This window comes from Paraburkholderia sacchari, assembly GCF_000785435.2.
Taxonomy (GTDB): Bacteria; Pseudomonadota; Gammaproteobacteria; order Burkholderiales; family Burkholderiaceae; genus Paraburkholderia; species Paraburkholderia sacchari.
Map to the genome: position 1 here is coordinate 129,962 of NZ_JTDB02000006.1, position 16,789 is coordinate 146,750.

The 16,789-nt window shown below is 62.1% G+C and carries 16 protein-coding genes and 3 pseudogenes; 9 read left to right on the forward strand and 10 right to left on the reverse strand.

What is annotated here, in order from left to right; all coding sequences use genetic code 11:
* Positions 1 to 30 precede the first annotated feature (30 nt).
* The 4 genes from NH14_RS20960 to NH14_RS20975 are packed head-to-tail and all read left to right on the forward strand — an operon-like array spanning position 31 to position 2,975.
* Entirely contained in the window at positions 31 to 1,296 is a 1,266-nt protein-coding gene (locus NH14_RS20960) for a beta-ketoacyl-[acyl-carrier-protein] synthase family protein (protein ID WP_035529402.1), read from the forward strand.
* Positions 1,297 to 1,303: 7 nt separating this feature from the next.
* Positions 1,304 to 2,134 carry a beta-ketoacyl synthase chain length factor gene (locus NH14_RS20965; protein WP_035529399.1) on the forward strand — a complete coding sequence of 277 codons (831 nt, stop codon included), beginning with the start codon at positions 1,304 to 1,306 and terminating at the stop codon, positions 2,132 to 2,134.
* A complete protein-coding gene (locus NH14_RS20970; protein ID WP_052148201.1) occupies positions 2,131 to 2,649 on the forward strand; it encodes a hotdog family protein in 519 nt (172 codons plus the stop codon). Before NH14_RS20965 ends, NH14_RS20970 begins: the two co-directional genes overlap by 4 nt.
* Positions 2,646 to 2,975, forward strand: coding sequence for a hypothetical protein (locus NH14_RS20975; protein ID WP_035529398.1), 330 nt, complete (start codon positions 2,646 to 2,648; stop codon positions 2,973 to 2,975). Before NH14_RS20970 ends, NH14_RS20975 begins: the two co-directional genes overlap by 4 nt.
* Before the next feature lie 655 nt (positions 2,976 to 3,630).
* Here NH14_RS20975 and NH14_RS20980 read toward each other — a convergent pair.
* A pseudogene (locus NH14_RS20980) lies at positions 3,631 to 4,560 on the reverse strand (porin); the annotation flags it as partial.
* 342 nt (positions 4,561 to 4,902) lie between these two features.
* Positions 4,903 to 5,211: pseudogene (locus NH14_RS20985) on the reverse strand (IS6 family transposase); the annotation flags it as partial.
* A 269-nt stretch (positions 5,212 to 5,480) separates the two neighbouring features.
* On the opposite strand from NH14_RS20985, the gene speB reads away from it, so the two are divergent.
* A complete protein-coding gene (gene speB, locus NH14_RS20990) occupies positions 5,481 to 6,458 on the forward strand; it encodes an agmatinase (protein ID WP_035529397.1) in 978 nt (325 codons plus the stop codon).
* Here speB and NH14_RS20995 read toward each other — a convergent pair.
* The 3 genes from NH14_RS20995 to NH14_RS21005 all read right to left on the reverse strand — a co-directional run bounded on the left by NH14_RS20995 (position 6,455) and on the right by NH14_RS21005 (position 8,945).
* The gene (locus NH14_RS20995; RefSeq protein WP_035529395.1) at positions 6,455 to 7,372 is read right to left on the reverse strand and encodes a LysR family transcriptional regulator; all 918 of its coding nucleotides are present in this window, start codon (positions 7,370 to 7,372) and stop codon (positions 6,455 to 6,457) included. The genes speB and NH14_RS20995 overlap by 4 nt on opposite strands.
* A 160-nt stretch (positions 7,373 to 7,532) precedes the next feature.
* Positions 7,533 to 8,675: a branched-chain amino acid ABC transporter substrate-binding protein gene (locus NH14_RS21000; protein ID WP_035529393.1), complete on the reverse strand. Its 1,143-nt coding sequence runs from the start codon at positions 8,673 to 8,675 to the stop codon at positions 7,533 to 7,535.
* An 81-nt stretch (positions 8,676 to 8,756) separates the two neighbouring features.
* Complete coding sequence (locus tag NH14_RS21005; protein WP_152617192.1) at positions 8,757 to 8,945, reverse strand: hypothetical protein; 189 nt, start codon at positions 8,943 to 8,945, stop codon at positions 8,757 to 8,759.
* 176 nt (positions 8,946 to 9,121) lie between these two features.
* On the opposite strand from NH14_RS21005, the gene NH14_RS21010 reads away from it, so the two are divergent.
* The 4 genes and pseudogenes from NH14_RS21010 to NH14_RS21025 all read left to right on the forward strand — a co-directional run bounded on the left by NH14_RS21010 (position 9,122) and on the right by NH14_RS21025 (position 11,291).
* The gene (locus NH14_RS21010; RefSeq protein ID WP_161790857.1) at positions 9,122 to 9,706 is read left to right on the forward strand and encodes an NAD-dependent epimerase/dehydratase family protein; all 585 of its coding nucleotides are present in this window, start codon (positions 9,122 to 9,124) and stop codon (positions 9,704 to 9,706) included.
* Between the two features lie 44 nt (positions 9,707 to 9,750).
* Positions 9,751 to 10,284: pseudogene (locus tag NH14_RS21015) on the forward strand (creatininase family protein); the annotation flags it as partial.
* Positions 10,281 to 11,072, forward strand: coding sequence for a hypothetical protein (locus NH14_RS21020; protein WP_084225649.1), 792 nt, complete (start codon positions 10,281 to 10,283; stop codon positions 11,070 to 11,072). The pseudogene NH14_RS21015 and the gene NH14_RS21020, both read left to right, overlap by 4 nt.
* A 75-nt stretch (positions 11,073 to 11,147) precedes the next feature.
* Positions 11,148 to 11,291 carry a hypothetical protein gene (locus NH14_RS21025; protein WP_161790856.1) on the forward strand — a complete coding sequence of 48 codons (144 nt, stop codon included), beginning with the start codon at positions 11,148 to 11,150 and terminating at the stop codon, positions 11,289 to 11,291.
* 41 nt (positions 11,292 to 11,332) lie between these two features.
* On the opposite strand, the gene NH14_RS21030 is transcribed toward NH14_RS21025, so the two are convergent.
* From NH14_RS21030 to msuE, 5 genes are all read right to left on the reverse strand, one after another.
* Positions 11,333 to 12,079 (reverse strand): SDR family NAD(P)-dependent oxidoreductase, encoded by a 747-nt coding sequence (locus tag NH14_RS21030; protein WP_035529387.1) that lies wholly within the window; start codon positions 12,077 to 12,079, stop codon positions 11,333 to 11,335.
* Between the two features lie 476 nt (positions 12,080 to 12,555).
* Positions 12,556 to 13,713, reverse strand: a complete 1,158-nt coding sequence (gene ssuD / locus NH14_RS21035) for an FMNH2-dependent alkanesulfonate monooxygenase (protein ID WP_035529385.1) — start codon at positions 13,711 to 13,713, stop codon at positions 12,556 to 12,558.
* Positions 13,710 to 14,807, reverse strand: coding sequence for a sigma 54-interacting transcriptional regulator (locus tag NH14_RS21040; RefSeq protein ID WP_035529588.1), 1,098 nt, complete (start codon positions 14,805 to 14,807; stop codon positions 13,710 to 13,712). The genes ssuD and NH14_RS21040 overlap by 4 nt, the downstream gene beginning before the upstream one ends.
* 9 nt (positions 14,808 to 14,816) lie before the next feature.
* Entirely contained in the window at positions 14,817 to 16,001 is a 1,185-nt protein-coding gene (locus tag NH14_RS21045; RefSeq protein WP_035529381.1) for an acyl-CoA dehydrogenase family protein, read from the reverse strand.
* 16 nt (positions 16,002 to 16,017) lie between these two features.
* Entirely contained in the window at positions 16,018 to 16,599 is a 582-nt protein-coding gene (gene msuE, locus NH14_RS21050) for an FMN reductase (RefSeq protein ID WP_035529380.1), read from the reverse strand.
* Positions 16,600 to 16,789 lie beyond the last annotated feature (190 nt).

Here is a 16,789-nt window from a genome sequence, read left to right on the forward strand (position 1 = left end):
CCCGCGCTTCAGCCACCGGATTCGACCTTCGTGAAACCACTTCTGCTCTCGCACTTCACCGCCACCAGCTGCCTCGGGCGCGGGCTCGACGCGACGCTCGACGCCCTGCGCCGCCAGCGCGGCGGCCTCGCGCCGTGCGATTTCGAGCGCGCGGAGCTCGATACGTGGATAGGCGCAGTCGAGGGCGTCGACGCCGTGCCGATGCGCGCCGATCTTGCCGACTACGCGTGCCGCAACAACCGGCTCGCGCAACTCGGCCTCGTGCAGGACGGCTTCGCCGCGCACGTCGAAGCGGCGGCCGCGCGGTATGGCGCGGATCGCGTCGGCGTGTTCATGGGCACGAGCACGAGCGGTATTCTCGAAACCGAGCACGCGTACGTCAAGCGCGACCCGCAAACGGGTGCGCTGCCCGCTGGGTTCCGCTACGCGCAAACGCACAACGCCTATTCCGTGGCCGCATTCGTGCGCGCATATTTCGCGCTGCGCGGGCCGGCCACGGCAATCTCGTCGGCGTGCTCGTCGGGCGCGAAGGTGTTCGGCACCGCGCGGCGCATGATCGACGCCGGACTCATCGACGCTGCTGTCGTGGGCGGCGTCGACTCGCTGTGCCTCACCACGCTGTACGGCTTCAACTCGCTCGAACTGCTTTCGCGCCAGCCGTGCCGCCCATTCGACGTGGCGCGCAACGGCATCTCGATTGGCGAAGCGGCGGCGTTCGCCTTCATCGAGCGCATGCCCGAGGATCGCGGCGCGCTCGACAGCGACGCCGTGCTGCTGCTAGGCGTGGGCGAATCGAGCGACGCGCATCATATGTCGTCGCCGCACCCGGAAGGACTGGGCGCGCGCGCGGCCATCGAGCAGGCGCTCGCGACGGCCGGCATCGCGCCGCATGAAATCGGCTACATCAACCTGCACGGCACCGCGACGCCGAGCAACGACGCCGCCGAGAGCCTCGCCGTGCGCGCCCTCTTCGACGGCACGCCATGCAGTTCGACCAAGGGCGCGACTGGCCACACGCTCGGCGCGGCGGGCGCGCTGGAAGCGGTGATCGCCGGGCTCGCGCTGCGCCACCGCTTCGTGCCCGCGGGCGTGAACACGACGCAGCCCGATCCGGCGCTGGGTTTCGCGGACGATGGCGCGCACCGACTCGACTATGTGCTGCAAAGCCGCGACGCCGATCTTTACGCGGTCCTGAGCAATTCGTTCGGCTTCGGCGGCACGAATTGCAGCCTGATTTTTGGCCGCGCCGACCGCTTGCCGAGCGATCGGCACGAACCGCACGAACCGCGAGCGTAAACCCGTCATGAAACTGCGCGCTTCCATCGAAAGCATTGGCCTGATCGGGCCAGGCCTAGCCAACTGGCCGCACGCCGCCGATGTGCTCGCGGGCCGCGCGCCGTGGACGAATGCGCGCACCGCGCCGCCCGCGCCCGAAGGCCTGCCCGCCGCCGAGCGGCGCCGCACCGGGCCGATCGTGCGAATCGCGCTCGCCGCGGGCCACGAAGCCCTGGCCGCGAGCGGCCGCGACGGCACGACGCTCGCGACCGTATTCGCCGCATCGAGCGCCGACGGCGAGAACTGCCACGCCATCTGCGCAATGCTTTCGAGCGACGACCGCCATCTCTCGCCCACGCGCTTTCACAACTCGGTGCACAACGCGGCGGCGGGCTACTGGAGCATCGCGGCGCGCTCGCGGGCCGCGTCGAACGTGCTGTGCGCGCACGATGGCAGCTTTGCGGCAGGGTTGCTGGAGAGCCTGTGCCAGATCGTCGTCGATGGCGTGCCCAGCCTGCTGATCGCTTACGAGAGCGCCTACCCGGAGCCGCTGCACGCGGTGCGCCCGATCGACGATGGCTTCGGCGTGGCGTTCGTGCTCGCGCCGCTGGCCGAATACGCTCCTGCCAACGGGTTGGCGCGCATCGAGGCGAAGCTGACCGACGCGCCAGCGACAAAGCTCGCCTCCCCCGAACTCGAAGCCCTGCGCGTGGAGAATCCCGCCGCGCGCGCCCTGCCGCTACTCGAAGCGATTGCTACGGGACGCGCGGAGAGCGTGGTGATCGATTATCTGCCCGACACGCGCATGCGCATCGATGTAACGCCGTCGCCGGCAACGCGTGTGGAGGGGCCGCGATGAAGCAAGACGTACAAGACGTTGCGCTGCGCCCGCCGCTCGACCGCGCGTGGATCGCCGCGCATATTCCGCACAGCGGCGCGATGTGTCTGCTCGATAGCGTCGACGCTTGGGACGAGACGCATATTCGCTGCACGGCTACGAGCCACCGCGACGCGCACAATCCGCTGCGCTCGCAGGGCCGCCTCGCTTCGGTGTGCGGCATCGAATATGCGGCGCAGGCGATGGCCGTGCATGGCGCGCTTGCCGGTTCGCAGGACGACGCGGCCCGCCCGCGCGTGGGCTATCTTGCCAGCGTGCGCGGCGTGGATGCCCATGTCGCGCGCCTCGACACGTTCGACGCGCCGCTCACCGTGGAAGCCGAGCGCATCGGCGGGGACGGCAACAACGTCCTCTACGGCTTCACGATTCGCTGCGGCGAAGAGGTCCTGCTTGGCGGACGCGCAGCCGTGATGCTCGACGCGTCCGGGGCACTTGGCCGGACCACCGAAAACCGTTTCAAGGGAGAACCCACGTGAAAACACGCCAATTCGTTCTGGCCGCGCTGCTGGCCGGCATGGCGAGCTCGGCGGCCTACGCCGATCTCCATGAAGTGAAGGAAAACATCAAGCAGGACTCGAAAGAGGCTGCGGTGAAGACTGGTCACGCTGCGCGCGATTTTGGTCATGCTACGGCGGATGCGGCGAAAACGGTCGGCCACGGTATCGCGCATGTTTCGCGCGAGGGTTGGGAGGGTACCAAGCACGCCACGCGCGAAGGCTGGGAAGGCACCAAGCGCGCCACGAAACGTGTGTTCCATTCGGACTCGAGCAGTAGTCGGGAAACGCAGAAGACGGTGGCGTGAGGGGGTGTGATGGGTCCGGTCGGGTCTCGCGGCCCGTTTGCCTAATGCCCGCGCAACTATTGCGTTGTGAAGCAACAATAGAGTTCGACACACACAACAGGCGCTTGGGATGCGTGCAAGTTAACTGTGTGCTCCAGCTGCATATACCTTTGCGGACACTCGCAAACCGGCTTCGACGAATGGCGGCTCTCAGCGCCGCCGAAGGGGTCTTGACGACCCACAACTGCCTTTCGATGCAACGCGAGGGCTATGGCCGGTTGCAACGGGGAACGGCCGCGCGGGTGCGCGCCGTGAAAAGGTGGCGCGTTCCAGCGGGTGCAAGCCCGCCCGGCAACCTCTAGCCGGGACGCTCGTCAGTTGTGATCACCCAGCGGTGCGGGCCTCTATGAAGCGAGGGCGGTTGTAGCTCGCGATCACGCACCACACGCGAGCCGTGATCGGGGAGCTGTCGTCGTGAGAGCAGAGGAATCCCTTCTCACTCGTATCGATACACGCCTTGGCCCGGGTCGGACTCTCATCGTGGGCGCTCAGGCCTACCCAGTAAAGGATTGGCAATGTGGCGGTGTACGGATACCCCCAGATCTACCCCTGCTGAGTGGCGGAACAAAATGGAACTGAGCCGCTAAAAGCGCCAAGCCTGCCATCGGGGTTTTGCGACCTTGAAGGCCGGACTGAACTTGTAGCGGAGACCTCCGGAGAACATCTCCAGTGTAAAGCCCCTGGGCCCGCTTTTATTCGCGGGATTGCGCCCCGGCTGTACGAGGACGAGACGGAGAAGTCGTGGAACGTGTATTGCGCGCCCACGTAGTAGAACTGGTTGTTGTTCAGGCCTGTTGAAGGCGCCGTAATGATGATCGAGGGGCCGGTCTGCGTGAACGGACTGGTGTCGTGCCCGTTGTAGTACACCGCGGCGAGGTTCAGGCCATAGTTCGAATACTGCAGCACAGCCGATTCGCGCGTGCCGCCTTAGGGTTCCGCCCGGTGCATACTCGAGCGCAAGCGATGCACCGTAGAACTTTGGCGACCGGTAGACGATCGCGTTGTCATCGTAGAGCGCGCCCACGGGGCCGTTCGTGCTGAACCCCTGCCACCCCGCCGCCTGATTCAGCCCGAGCCACCCCGTGAGGATGGAGCCGAAATACTGCGCACTGCGCACGTCAGTGTCAGCCATCGCGTAGATCACCGGCACGATCTGGCGGCCCGCGTCGATCGAGCCGAACGGGCCTGACATGCCCGTCGTCTGCTGGTTGAATACGGCAGTGGCCCCCAAGGCGTCAGCGAGCCCCGTTCTGCCGTTGCTGCTGTTGAATGCGCCCTGCAACTTGAAGTTGACCTTGTAGCCGCCGCCGATGTCCTCCGAACCCTTCAAGCCCCAGATGCTGGAATAGATGCCACCGTCCTTGAGCTGGAAGACATGTCCGAGATTCACTTTCGACTGGAAATTTGCAGCGTTTGCGCTCTGATAGAACAAACCGGAGTCGATCACCGCGTACAGCGTGACCGACGATTGGGCGTGCGCCGCACTGGCGAACGGGATAAGCGCGGCTGCGCCACCCCATTTCAATTTCGTTTCGTCTCCAATCATATTGTGATCCCGCTTCGCATTGATGCGGTCGCCAGACGCCCCCCGTCGGAACGGCGGGAATCTGGACCTGGCGAACTCATTGCAGCGCTTCCGCGCCGGGTTTGCCACTGACTAGAAAAGCCCCTGCTGCTGCATATAGCGGGCCGGTGGCAACGAAACCTTTGCGCGGTGCGACGATGCATGAGGCGCCGAACGTGCGCGACGAGTTCGGTGCGCAGATCAGCCGAGTCAAATGCGAAGAGGCGCCCTCGGGCACATCATCCGGGAGCAAGCGTAACGATGCGCCTGCTTTGTCACGTTGATGTACGCAGGTTATGTGGTCAAAAAAAGCAGTTATCCTTATTAATCAATGCAATTGGCTTTGGCATCAATAGTCCAACCATGCCAGGAGGCAAGGCATTCCTTGAGTATGGTGCGATGACACGCCGCGTTCATCCCATGTCTGGGCAACGCGAAGTGTTGCCGGATCGAGCCGAAGGATGAGAGAAATGTCCGTGTACGCTTCGAATCACGAAAGCCGGACGTGGCACCTTCACGCCGGCGCGTGGGTTGATGACTGTTCTCTGCCCGGTTGCTGAGCCGTGCCGCGGCTTTCACGAACACGTGCTTCACACCAGCCAGTTCCGGAATGCCCGCCTGCGCTGCCGGAAAGCGGTGGCCGTGGTAGAGCGATTTCTTCTTCATGCCAACATCTTACTTCACCGCCAACGTGACAAAGCCGTAAATACCTGCCGCGCCGCCTCGGGCGCGCGCCGCGCTGGTTACTTTGCCCGTTCACGAAGTAAGCTTCGTGATCCTCGGATTTTTCCCTTCCGGCATCTTGCGTAGACTCGTTGCGTGATCACCGTGATCCGCCCGCGCCGTGGCCAGCCCGGCCGCCGGTGCGCCGCAGCGGCGCGTCTTCCACGCACGGAGCCCATATGTCCAACAACGCATACGATAAAGGTCGCCTCGACCTGCCGTTCGTCGGCATTTGCACGTTTGCCAAATCACCGCTGTGCCTTGACTGGGACAAAATCGATGCCGATATCGCCGTCATGGGCGCGCCGTTCGATTGCGGCACCCAGTGGCGAGCGGGAGCGCGCTTTGGTCCGCGTTCGATCCGCGAAGCGTCGACCCTGTTCTCTTTTGGACATGGAGGCGCCTACGATTTCGAGGACGACGTCGTCTATCTGCCAGCGGACGAAGTGCGCATTGTCGATATCGGCGATGCCGACATGGTCCACACGAATACGGAAAAGAGTCATGCGAATATCGAGTACGGCGTGCGCAAAATCCTTGCCGCAGGCGCACTGCCCGTCGTGATGGGCGGCGATCATTCGATCAATATTCCGTGCGTCAACGCATTCGAAGGGCAGGAGCCGTTTCACATCGTCCATATCGACGCCCACCTCGACTTCGTGGATGAGCGCCATGGCGTGCGCCATGGGCACGGCAATCCGCTGCGCCGCGCGGCGGAAAAGAGCGTTGTCACCGGCATGACCCAGATCGGCATCCGCAACGTGTCGTCAACGGCGCGAGAAGGCTATGCGCAGGCGCGCGAGATGGGCTCCGACATCATTTCGGTGCGCGATCTGCGCCGGCTCGGCATACAGGGCGTACTCGACCGGATCCCCAAAGGGGTCCGCTACTATCTGACCATCGACATCGACGGTTTCGATCCCTCGATCGCGCCTGGCACGGGGACCCCGAGCCACGGCGGGCTGCTCTATTACGAAGGCCTCGAACTGTTCGCCGGACTCGCGGCACAGGGCGAGGTAGTAGGCATCGATCTCGTCGAGGTCGCGCCCGATTACGATCACTCGGGCTGCACGTCGATCCTCGCGGCGCAACTGCTGCTCAACACCCTCGGCCGTGTGATGCATCAGCGCAAGCTGCGCCGCTGCGCTGCACGCTAGGGTTTCGAGGCCGCCAGCGAGTGCGCCGCCGCGGCGAGCAGGTGTTCCCGGAACGCCTGCACGACGCGTGTCGATTCGGCGTTGTTGCGCGTGATGATGTCGAAGTCGAGATGCGTTGCGTATTGGTCGGGGTCGATCCGGCATATCAGGCCGCGATCCACCCATGGCTTTGCATAATGCGGCGGCAGGAAGCCGATATGGTTACCCGAGAGGATCAGCATTGCACGGCCTTCGACGTTGTCGACGGTCGCTGCCGCCTTCGACATATGCAGCAGCGATAGCTCCTGTTCGGCGAGATACGAACGGGCCGCGAGGCGGCAGCCGCTCAATTCGCACGCGGGAACCTGCTGGTTCGCCCGTTCACTCAGCGGATGCGCCGTCGCGCAATATAGTCCCTGCTCTTCGCGGTAGAGCGATGTATATGCAATGCCGGGCGTGCGCGTCGGGAACGGGCCTACGGCAAGATGCAGCCGCCCGTCGAGCACGTGCTGCACCATGCTCGATGGCGCCTCGATATGCAGGTCGAGGCGCACGTCCGGCGCCGCCTGCCCGAACGTCCGAATCGCGGGCAGAAGCGGCGAGCACAGGTCGGTCAGCGTCGCCTCGATCAGCCCGAAGCGCAGCACGCCTTGCAGGCGATGGCGCACTGCGCCGGCTTCCATATGAAAGGTTTCGACCGCACCGAGCAGCCGCTGGGTGGCTTCGTACAGGCTCGCGCCGTCGTCCGTCAACCGGAATCCGCCGCGGCCTCGCTCGCACAGGCGCACGCCGAGCCGTGCCTCGAGTTGCGCCATGTATTCGCTGATGCCCGATGCGCTGATATTGAGCACCGATTGCGCGGCGGAAAAGCCGCCACACTGCGCAATCGTCGCGAAGATGCGCAGCAGCTTGAGATCGTTATCCTGGATCTGCACGTTCGTCCTTACGCATGTTGAATTGATCGAAACGTATGATCAGCAAGCGTAACAGTTCGACGCGCTTCTGTGCCCGCACGGCTCCAGCCCGATCCGCGACGCCGCCGCATGCCACAGGGGCCGCGGTGGAGGCCGCGTGGCGGATCGTGCCGGCGGCACTTTACTTCGCGGCTGGGTCGAGCGGCGAGGGGGCGCCGTTACGGTAGGTGTAGATCGTGATGGGCGAATCGGTCAGATCGCGGTCCTGATTGAACTGGTAGTGGCCGGAGATCCCATCGGCTTTGATGTCCTGGAGTACCGGGCGATACTTTGCCGGATCGATCGAATCCGCCTTGACCATGGCCTGCGCGACGATGTTCACGCCATCGTAGAGCGCGGCGCTATAGGTGAGCGGCGAGGTATTGAAGCGCTTCGCGTAGTCCGCCGCAAACTGGCGTCCGGCGGGCGTCTGGCTCAGCACGGGGCCGCCCTGCGGGCAGTAGACGCTGGCGTCGACCGAGCTGCCGCCGACCTTCGCGAGCTCCTCGTTGCACATCGCATCGCCGCCCAGCAGATAGCCGGTCATGCCGAGGCGCTTCATCTGCATGCGAAGCGCGCCGGCCTGTGCATAGTAGCCGCCGTAGAAAATCCCCTGTGCGTTGCTGCCTTTAATGTGCGTCAGGATCGCGTTGAAATCGGTGGCTTTGTCGGACGTGTATTCGCGGGCGACAATTTCGATGCCGTTCTCTTTCGCAGCGTTGATGAACTGGTCGGCGAGGCCCTGTCCATAGGCCGTGCGATCATCGACGACGGCGATCCGCTTGAGACTCAGGTTCTTCGCCGCGAACGCGCCCATTCTGCTGCCGAGCTGCGTGTCGCTCGCCGAAATCCGGAAGACGAACGGGTAGCCGCGCTGAGTGATCGACGGATTCGATGCGACGGTCGCCATCACAACGCCAGCGTTGTTGACGAGGCTGGAGATCGGAATCGCGACGCCGGAGTTGAACGGACCGAAGATCACCTTGACCTTCGCGTCGACAAGACTTTGCGCAACAGCCATGCCGGTGCGCGGGTCTCCGGCATCGTCCATCGACATCAGCTCGAAGCGCGTCTTTTGCCCGCCTATCACGAGCCCTTTCGCATTCAGGCGTTCGATCGCGAGCCGTACGCCGTTTTCATCGTCCTTGCCGGTCGCGGCTTGCGATCCCGTCAGCGGGCCGGTCAGGCCAACCATGACGACCTGCTCCCCTGCCGCGAGCGCACCCATCGACATCATCCCGCAGGCGAGCGCCGCGAGGCCGTTTGCTATCCAGCGCTGTTTCATCGTTCTCTCCTCGTAATTCCCGTACCGGGCGAGACCTATTCTCGGTAATCAATTTTGTTTGAGGTATTTGCGATTTCAGAACTACATTTCGGAAATACCCGAAGTATTTTCTGGAACGGGCGACTTTGTCACGTTGACGAAGCCGTGAAGCAAGATGCCGGCATGAAGAAGAAATCGCTCTACCACGGCCACCGCTATCCGGCAGCCATCATCAGTTGCTTTGACACAATGGATGTTGTCTCCTTTCATTTTGCAGTTCTTTTTCTTCAAGCTGTTCTGCCCGGTCGGACAGGATGAAGGGTTGATTCACCGACGCACAGTGTCGAGTTCGTGAATCAACTCTATGGGTGTTCAAATTTCTCGGTTCAATACGCAGATTCCGCGTGGCGGAATTGTCGCGAAATTTATTGTCAGTCATGTGCCAGCCTTGGCGAAGCACGCGTGCAATGGACCGATTCGGCCATTTCCGAAGTTCACTTCAGCCGATTTCTATTTTTTCAGAATCGCGTGCGAACCAGAATGGCTCCCTGTACCGCCACGGTGTGCATGTCGCCACGGAGATGTTCGGCAAGGTTTACAACGACCTTTACCGGATGGAGGTCGTCTCGATTCGAGTCTCCGAGGTATATGGACCGGGTAACAAGATGCCGCAAGTCACTCGCGACATGGTCAAGGCCGTCCTGTCAGGCCAGCCCTTCCGTATGACGGCGGGCGGTGAACATCGATTCCAGCTAATCCACATCGAGGACGTAGCGCGCGCTTCGATCCTTGCGTCAAAAGCCAAGGCGGTGAAAGGCTCGGTCTTCAATATCACCGGCGGTTCTCGCGTTTCACTGCGTGAGATGGCCGACATCGTAAAACGCTCCCTTCCGGATGCTGATATCGATATCGGCCCGGGCTTCTGGCACCTGGACAGGCAAGGCCCCTGGAATATCGAGGCCGCATCGAGGGAGCTTGACTATCAACCGTCCCGTCAGATTGAAGAGGGTATTGCGGACTACATCGAATGGTTGCGCAAGAACGCGTACTAAACGACAGAGGGAAGTTTTGGAGGTAAGACTGTGGCGGTAACCACTTCCCCGGTACGACGAGCCTCGACGGTGGAACGCTGACGTTAGTCGTTCGCGACATCGTCAAGGAACTGGGACGCCACGGCGCTAAGCACCTGGCTGTAATGAACGGTCATTGCGAGAACCTGTTTTTCGTAATTGAGGGCATCGACCTCGCGCTTCGCGATCTCCGTTATGAAGGATTGACGGATCTGAAAATCATGCGCTTTGACTATTGGGACTTCACCACCGAAGCGACGCTCCATAAGTGTTTCCCGAACGGATTCCCCGGATTCGCTCTGGAGCATGCGGCGGTGCTCGAGACCTCCATGGGACTACATGTGTTTCCCGAACTTGTCCGAATGGAAGAGCTTGTCGATGATCGGGCTGCAGTTTTTCCGCCATACGATGTTCACCCGACAAAGCAGGCGTGGGTGCCAAGGTCAGGTGTTCTTTCGCCCGCCCAAGGTGCTAGCGCAGAGAAAGGTAAAGCGCTGTTCAACGAGTACGTTGATCGGATCGCGATCGCAGTTCGAGAAGAGTTCTCGGAGGCAGCATGACAACCAATTCGGTGCCCGTTGAATATGTCGGCGTGTGGAAACGATCAAAGCTACGACGGGGGACAGCGCCTTGGGACTTTACGACGCGTGTGTTTTGGTTACAAACGCCTTTTTGGCACGCCGACATACGCATCGCACCTGACCGACCTGATTTCTCAAACGTTAAAAGCCTGGCTGACTGTAATCAGGAACAGCTTGATGCACTATTAACGCAAGAGGCGTTCTGCGGCACAACGACGGTCGAGGACGACGTCTGCAGATGGACGCGGTATATCGACTATCGCTTACGTGACACAGACGACTTCGGCCAAATGGTCTTTGACGGAAACAACGTCGAGGAAATCGGCATTGAAACGGATTACTATGAGCTTTGGCATAAGCTCCCGGAGAGCCTTGGGAGAGCCTTTGCGTTACAACGTAACGACCCCCAGTGCAAGCACGGAAGATCGGTCCTTTGTGTGGCGGGTGACTACTTCATCTATTCACGCGACCGTCCCATGTGGACATCGCCGGCGGTTCGGACTCGTCGAAAGATTCAAAACAGATGCGTCGGACGACGCGAACTCGAGGCATTCCTCGATTTTGAGTCGTCGTTCGGCACCGTAAAAGACGGCGTCGGTATGATCGAAATGTCCACCCTGCCCTGGCGCGAGGGCCAAGTCGCATTCGACCTGAACCTCATAGCTCAAGAGATTGAGGCCGCGCGCACCTCCAATCGTGAAGTGCACGGCTGGGCACCCATCACGGGATCAGGAGAGTTCAGAATCGAAAACACAGAGGCCGCGTAATCGAGGCAGCAATATGTGCCGCAGAAGGGTCGATCGCCCGACTGCGGCAACCAAAAAGATGGTAGGAGTGGAGACATGGAATCGAAGGCGATTGGTGCAGGCATTCTCGCGACTATAGTGGAGGTTCTCGAAGTACGTGCGGCTGCGCGTACGTCATTTTTCTTCATGCATAGGAACAAAGCGAGAAACGCCGCCCGCGCGAACGCCAGCGGCGCGTGATTGCCATTCATGCAATGCGTGCGTTGCCCACGCGTTGACGATCAGCGGAAACCGCCCGCAGCCAGCACATGCTCGCCGGTCAGCCAGCGCGCTTCGTCGGAGGCGAGGAACACCGCGACGTCGGCGATATCTTCCGGTTGGCCGGCGCGGCCAAGCGGCGTCTTCGCAATGAAATCCGAAGCCATGTCTGAGCCGGTGATGCCCGCGCTATGCGTGCCTTCCGTTTCCACGTATCCGGGGTTGATCGAATTCACGCGGATCTTGCGCGGGGCGAGCTCCAGCGCCAATACGTTCGTGATAGCGTCGAGCGCGCCCTTGGTGCCGGTGTAAATCGCGCTAGCGGGCGGCGTGATGCGCGTGACGCCCGAACTGATATTGATGACGCTCGCGCCTTCGCCAAGGTGCTTCACGGCCGCTTGCGTGACGAGCAGCGGACCGAGCACGTTCGTGTTGAACTGCCGATGGAATTCCTCGGCGGTAATGTCCTCAACCGGCGAAAACGCGTACACGCCCGAATTGTTCACGACGATATCGAGCCGGCCGAAGGAGTCGATGGCCGTTTGCACGAGTTTCGCGGCGTCGGCGGGCTGCGAGACGTCGCCGCCCACGGCCGTCGCCTTGCCACCCGCTTCCTGAATCCGCTCGACGACCGCCAACGCGCCCGCCTTGCTGCTCGCATACGTCACCACGACCGCCGCGCCCTCTTTCGCGAGCGCAGTGGCGATCGCCGCGCCAATTCCCTTCGATGCGCCCGTAACGAGCGCGACTTTTCCTTCGAGCCTGGCCATGACAAATCTCCAAAATGGGGTTGAACCGTCCGCTTGCCGCGCTGCGGCTTGCGTCGGTGCTCAACGACAATGTAGAGGGTGCGCGCAGCGCGAAAAAGAGCCCGCCGCCGAATGGAGTGGCCGCATTTGCCGAACAATGCGCGCACGATGCCGAAGATGCGCGTACTCAGTCTTCGTGCGGGCTTCCCTCGATCGGGCACTCCGCCCTATCGGATTACGCGACATTGCGACGGCGATCGGCGCTAGTAGCGCCATATCGGGACATTTCCTGAAGAGATCTCGAACTGGCCGCGATCCAGCATAGTGCTCTGGATTGCCGCGCGTGCCGACACGTTCGTTCAGCCACTTCGCCGTCGCATTTTCTGCAGAATTCGGCGCCCTACCGAAAAAGTCATGCAGCCACGCCGGTCTGCAGCGCATGTCGATGACACGGTGGTCCCAGTGTGACGTCTTCGATGTCGAATCAATCTGCTCGCTCATTTCGCAACCTCCACAGGGGAGCCCATCTTGTCACTGCTAGCCAGGGTGCTGGCGTCGAAAGGTCCGCCGGTAAACTGACCGCCGGTAGTCACCGGCTCTTTTCCGGGCAGCAGTGGGAATACCAGTTCCGCAAAGCGGATTGCCTCCTCGAGATGCGGATATCCCGACAGCACAAACCGGTCGACGCCAAGGTCCACATATTCCTTGAGGCGTTGCGCCACGATATGGGGATCACCAACAAGCGCCGTACCGGCGCCGCCTCGCGCCAGCCCCACCCCGGCCCACAGGTTCGGACTGACCTCGAGCCGGTCGCGTCGCCCGTTATGCAGGGCCGCCATGCGCTGCTGTCCGACGGAATCCATGCTGGCGTAGCGTTCCTGGATGCGCGCGATAGTATCGTCATCGAGGTAACGGATCAGGTCATTGGCAGCCGCCCAGGCTTCCTCAGTCGTTTCACGCACGATCACATGCAACCGCACGCCAAAGCGCACCGTGCGCCCCAACGCCCGAGCACGCCGCCGCACATCGGCGATCTTTTCCGCCACGGCCGCTGGTGGTTCGCCCCACGTCAGATAGACATCCACGTGCTCGGCGGCCAACGCGTGCGCGGCAGGCGAAGATCCGCCGAAGTACAGTGGGGGATGCGGCTGCTGTATGCCGGGAAAGAAGTTGCGAGCGTCGACCACCTTGTGATGCTTGCCTTCGAAATCGACACGCTCGCCGGCCAGCAGCTTGCGCCAGATCGACAAATACTCGGCAGCCGCCTCGTATCGTTCATCGTGGCTCAGGAACACGCCATCCGCAGCCAGTTCCGCTGCGTCACCGCCCGGCACCACATTGAGCAACAGACGTCCACGGCTGGCCGCATCGAGCGTGGCAGTCGCGCGTGCCGCCGCGGTCGGGCCGCCTAGTGAAGTCCGCAGCGCCACCAGAAACTTGAGTTGCCGGGTGATTGGCACCATGCTTGTGGCCACGACCCAGGGATCAAGACAGCCGCTCCCCGTCGGAATCAATACCCCGTCGTAACCGCGATTGTCGACGGCCACGGCGATCTCCCCCAGATAGTCCATGCTCGGCGGCCTTCCGAAATCGGAAGTGCCAAGATAGCGCGTGTCGCCGGAGGTCGGCAAAAACCAGAAAATTTCCAAACTCATGCTGAATCCTCTTTCATAGCCGGTGTGTCGGCGGCCGCTCTGCGGCGCGGTGTACCGATGCCTCTTGCCCGCATCAGCCGGGCCCGCACAATATTCCGGCTGATTCCGAGCACGCGCGCGGATTCGCTCTGGCTCTGGCCGCAATACTCGAATACCTCGTCGAAAATGCTGTCCTCGATTAATTGATGCAGATGATCCGGCTTCTCTTCGCACAGCCGCCGCACGGCAAGCCGCAAAGCCTCCTGCCCTGAGGCCGGTATGGCGTCAGCACGCCGCTCCACGCGCAGACAAGTCTGGCGCGCGGGAAAGCGCAGATCAGTCGTATCAATCTCGCCCCCGTCCGACATCAGCAACGTGCGGTGCACGACGTTCTCAAGTTCGCGCACGTTGCCGTGCCATGGATACGCCTCGATCGCTCGCTCGGCCTCTGGCGTCAGCGACGCGCCGCTGTAGTTAAGCTGCCGGCTGTATTCCTTGATGAAATAACGCGCGAGCGGCACGATATCTCCCGGCCGTTCACTCAGCGGCAGCATCTCCAGGTTGACGACGTTAAGGTGGTAATACAGATCCGTGCGGAACTGCCCCGTGGTCATCCGCTCGGCAAACCGGCCGGTGGTCGACGCCAGGATCCGTACATCCACTGCAATCCCCTGCTGACCGCCCAGACGGATCACTTCCCGGCCCTTGAGGGCCCGCAGCAGCCTGGTCTGGACGAGTGGCGGCAAATCGTCAATCTCGTCGAGAAACAGCGTGCCGCCGTTGGCCTGCTCGAGACGTCCGATCTGGCTGCCAAAGGCGCCGGCGAACGCGCCGCTCTCGTGGCCGAACAGTTCGACTTCTACCTGCGCCCCGGAAAACGCCCCGCAGCTCACCGTCAGGAACGGCGCATGACGGCGCAGGCTGTGGCTGTGGATATAACGCGCGACCAATTCCTTACCAGTGCCCGCCTCACCGCTGATCAGTACGCTCGCATCGCTGGGCGCGACCTGCTCGATTTCGGCAAGCAGCGCCCTGGAGCGGGGATCCTCGAAGATCCAGTCCTCCGGTACCGCATTCGTTTCGGCCGCCCCTGGCCAACGCGACAGGACTTGCATGGCAAACACTCACGAATAGAACGAGGGTTCAGGGAATTCGTCGTTGACCGCCCAATCTCCCAGTTCCTGCAGTTTGTAGTCGACCGGATCGTGCAGCGTCTGCGTACGCAGGTTGCGCCAGAAGCGGTCGAGCCGCAATGCGCCATGCGTGGAGCGCGCGCCTGCCACATCGAACAACCGGCTGCTGAGATCGAGCCCGTTACGCGTCGCAGCCACTTTGGCTGTGGCGACCGCTACCGCCACGCGGCCGCGCCCCGCCTCGTCAAGTGCCTCGCCGCGTGCCCAGGCGTCGTCAAAGCGACGCACTGCTTGTTGGAGCAGCAGCCGAACGGATTCCAGACCCACCCAGAACTCGCCGTAATGGCGCAACGTATGGGGATCCTTGCTAGCCTGTTTCACCGGCGACTTGAACCAGGGGCGGGATTCGTTCAGCGTGTAGTGCTTCGCCTCCTCGAATGCCCCCTCGGCGATGCCGAGGAACATATGGACGAAGATCAACTGGGCGAGCAAAGGACGCAGGCACGCAAACGGTGTACTGAGCGGTCCGGGGTCGAGCAGCAACTCACTCTCCTCCACGCGTACCTTCTCGAACAGCGCGCTGCCGCTGTCCGTCTGGCGCTGACCGAAGCAATTCCAGTCGTGGTATAGCGTGATGCCGGTACGCGAGGTCGGTATCGCGCCGATCAGTAATCTGCCGCTTTGCACATGCAGGCCCGACGCCACCAGCATTTCCGAATCCAGCGCGCCCGAGCAGAAGCTCTTCTTCCCCGAAAATTCATACCAGTTGCCGAACTGCTGGACCACAGTCCGCGTATCGAGAGGATTGAGCGCGTTGCCCCAGAACCAGTTTTTCTGCGCGCTTTGTTCGAACCACGGCTCCCACTGGTCTGGACGACCAAACTGGCGAACAGTCGCTAACAACAGATGATGAAAGCCAAACACATGCGCGATCGAGCTGTCGGCCCGAGCAAACGAGCGAACCACATCTAGCGTGGTTTCCCAGTTCGCGCCTTGTCCGCCGTACTGTCGCGGAATCGACAGCGCGAGCAGGCCGCTAACGCGGATTGCGTCGCGTTCGGCCTTTGGCGTGCCGCCCCTTTGATCGCGTTCGATGGCGCTTGATGCGAATCCTTGCGTCAGCTCACGCACCAGTTCCGCATGTGAAGATGGCAAGAGTTCGATTTGTGCGGACATGATTGATCCTCGGATATCAGGCGGCGAGCGTCTCAGCCGAGCGGAAACGGGCATCCGGGAACAGGCCGTTGAGCACCGGCAGAGCTTGATCGATGACCAGTTCGATCCGTGACTTCAGTGCGGAATCCGTGATGTCGTAATCCGTGAAATCGTCGGGCGTGGCGTAGACGCCCGTTGGCAGAACCAGTGACTGAAAGAAACTGAACAGGGGCCGCAGTTGATGATCGACCACCAATGCATGCCGCTGGCTCCCGCCGGTTGCCGCAATCAACACAGGTTTGCCCGCGAGCGCATCAATGCCGATCAGGTCGAACAGGTGCTTGAACAGCCCGGGGAGCGAACCACGGTACACCGGAGCGCCGGCTAGCAGGATGTCGGCCTGCTCGATCGCACGCAGCTCATCCTCAACATGACCAGGGAGGCGCTCGCGCGACAACACGGTGCCGATATCCGCAGCGATGTCGGCCAGCGCGACCACCCTCGTGCGAACCGGTAGCACTCGCTCTAGCGCCGCGGAAAGTGCGTTCAACAGGACATCGGTCCGCGAGGGACGAAAGGGACTGCCGCTGACGACAACCAGATTGATAACAGACGACATGGAACAGGCACCCGATAAGTGAAGCCGCGCCCGGCACGCCCGATGATCCCGGCGGAGCTTGTCACGCGCGGTTGCTTCCCCGAGGCGGCCTGCGACGCAGGAGCGAAAGGATGTTGCTGGAGCAACACCGGCTGAATAATCAGCAATCGCCAGATGTTTCGCAGTGTATGAAATGACCTCACGGCGCCCT

Excerpts from the sequence above, each read along its gene's own strand:
- NH14_RS21020 (WP_084225649.1), top strand. The coding sequence starts at position 10,281 with ATGACAACCAATTCGGTGCCCGTTGAATATGTCGGCGTGTGGAAACGA.
- NH14_RS21010 (WP_161790857.1), top strand. The coding sequence starts at position 9,122 with ATGGACCGATTCGGCCATTTCCGAAGTTCACTTCAGCCGATTTCTATT.
- NH14_RS21040 (WP_035529588.1), bottom strand. The coding sequence starts at position 14,807 with ATGCAAGTCCTGTCGCGTTGGCCAGGGGCGGCCGAAACGAATGCGGTA.
- NH14_RS21025 (WP_161790856.1), top strand. The coding sequence starts at position 11,148 with ATGGAATCGAAGGCGATTGGTGCAGGCATTCTCGCGACTATAGTGGAG.
- NH14_RS20965 (WP_035529399.1), top strand. The coding sequence starts at position 1,304 with ATGAAACTGCGCGCTTCCATCGAAAGCATTGGCCTGATCGGGCCAGGC.
- NH14_RS21030 (WP_035529387.1), bottom strand. The coding sequence starts at position 12,079 with ATGGCCAGGCTCGAAGGAAAAGTCGCGCTCGTTACGGGCGCATCGAAG.
- NH14_RS20970 (WP_052148201.1), top strand. The coding sequence starts at position 2,131 with ATGAAGCAAGACGTACAAGACGTTGCGCTGCGCCCGCCGCTCGACCGC.
- NH14_RS21000 (WP_035529393.1), bottom strand. The coding sequence starts at position 8,675 with ATGAAACAGCGCTGGATAGCAAACGGCCTCGCGGCGCTCGCCTGCGGG.
- msuE (WP_035529380.1), bottom strand. The coding sequence starts at position 16,599 with ATGTCGTCTGTTATCAATCTGGTTGTCGTCAGCGGCAGTCCCTTTCGT.
- NH14_RS21045 (WP_035529381.1), bottom strand. The coding sequence starts at position 16,001 with ATGTCCGCACAAATCGAACTCTTGCCATCTTCACATGCGGAACTGGTG.
- speB (WP_035529397.1), top strand. The coding sequence starts at position 5,481 with ATGTCCAACAACGCATACGATAAAGGTCGCCTCGACCTGCCGTTCGTC.
- ssuD (WP_035529385.1), bottom strand. The coding sequence starts at position 13,713 with ATGAGTTTGGAAATTTTCTGGTTTTTGCCGACCTCCGGCGACACGCGC.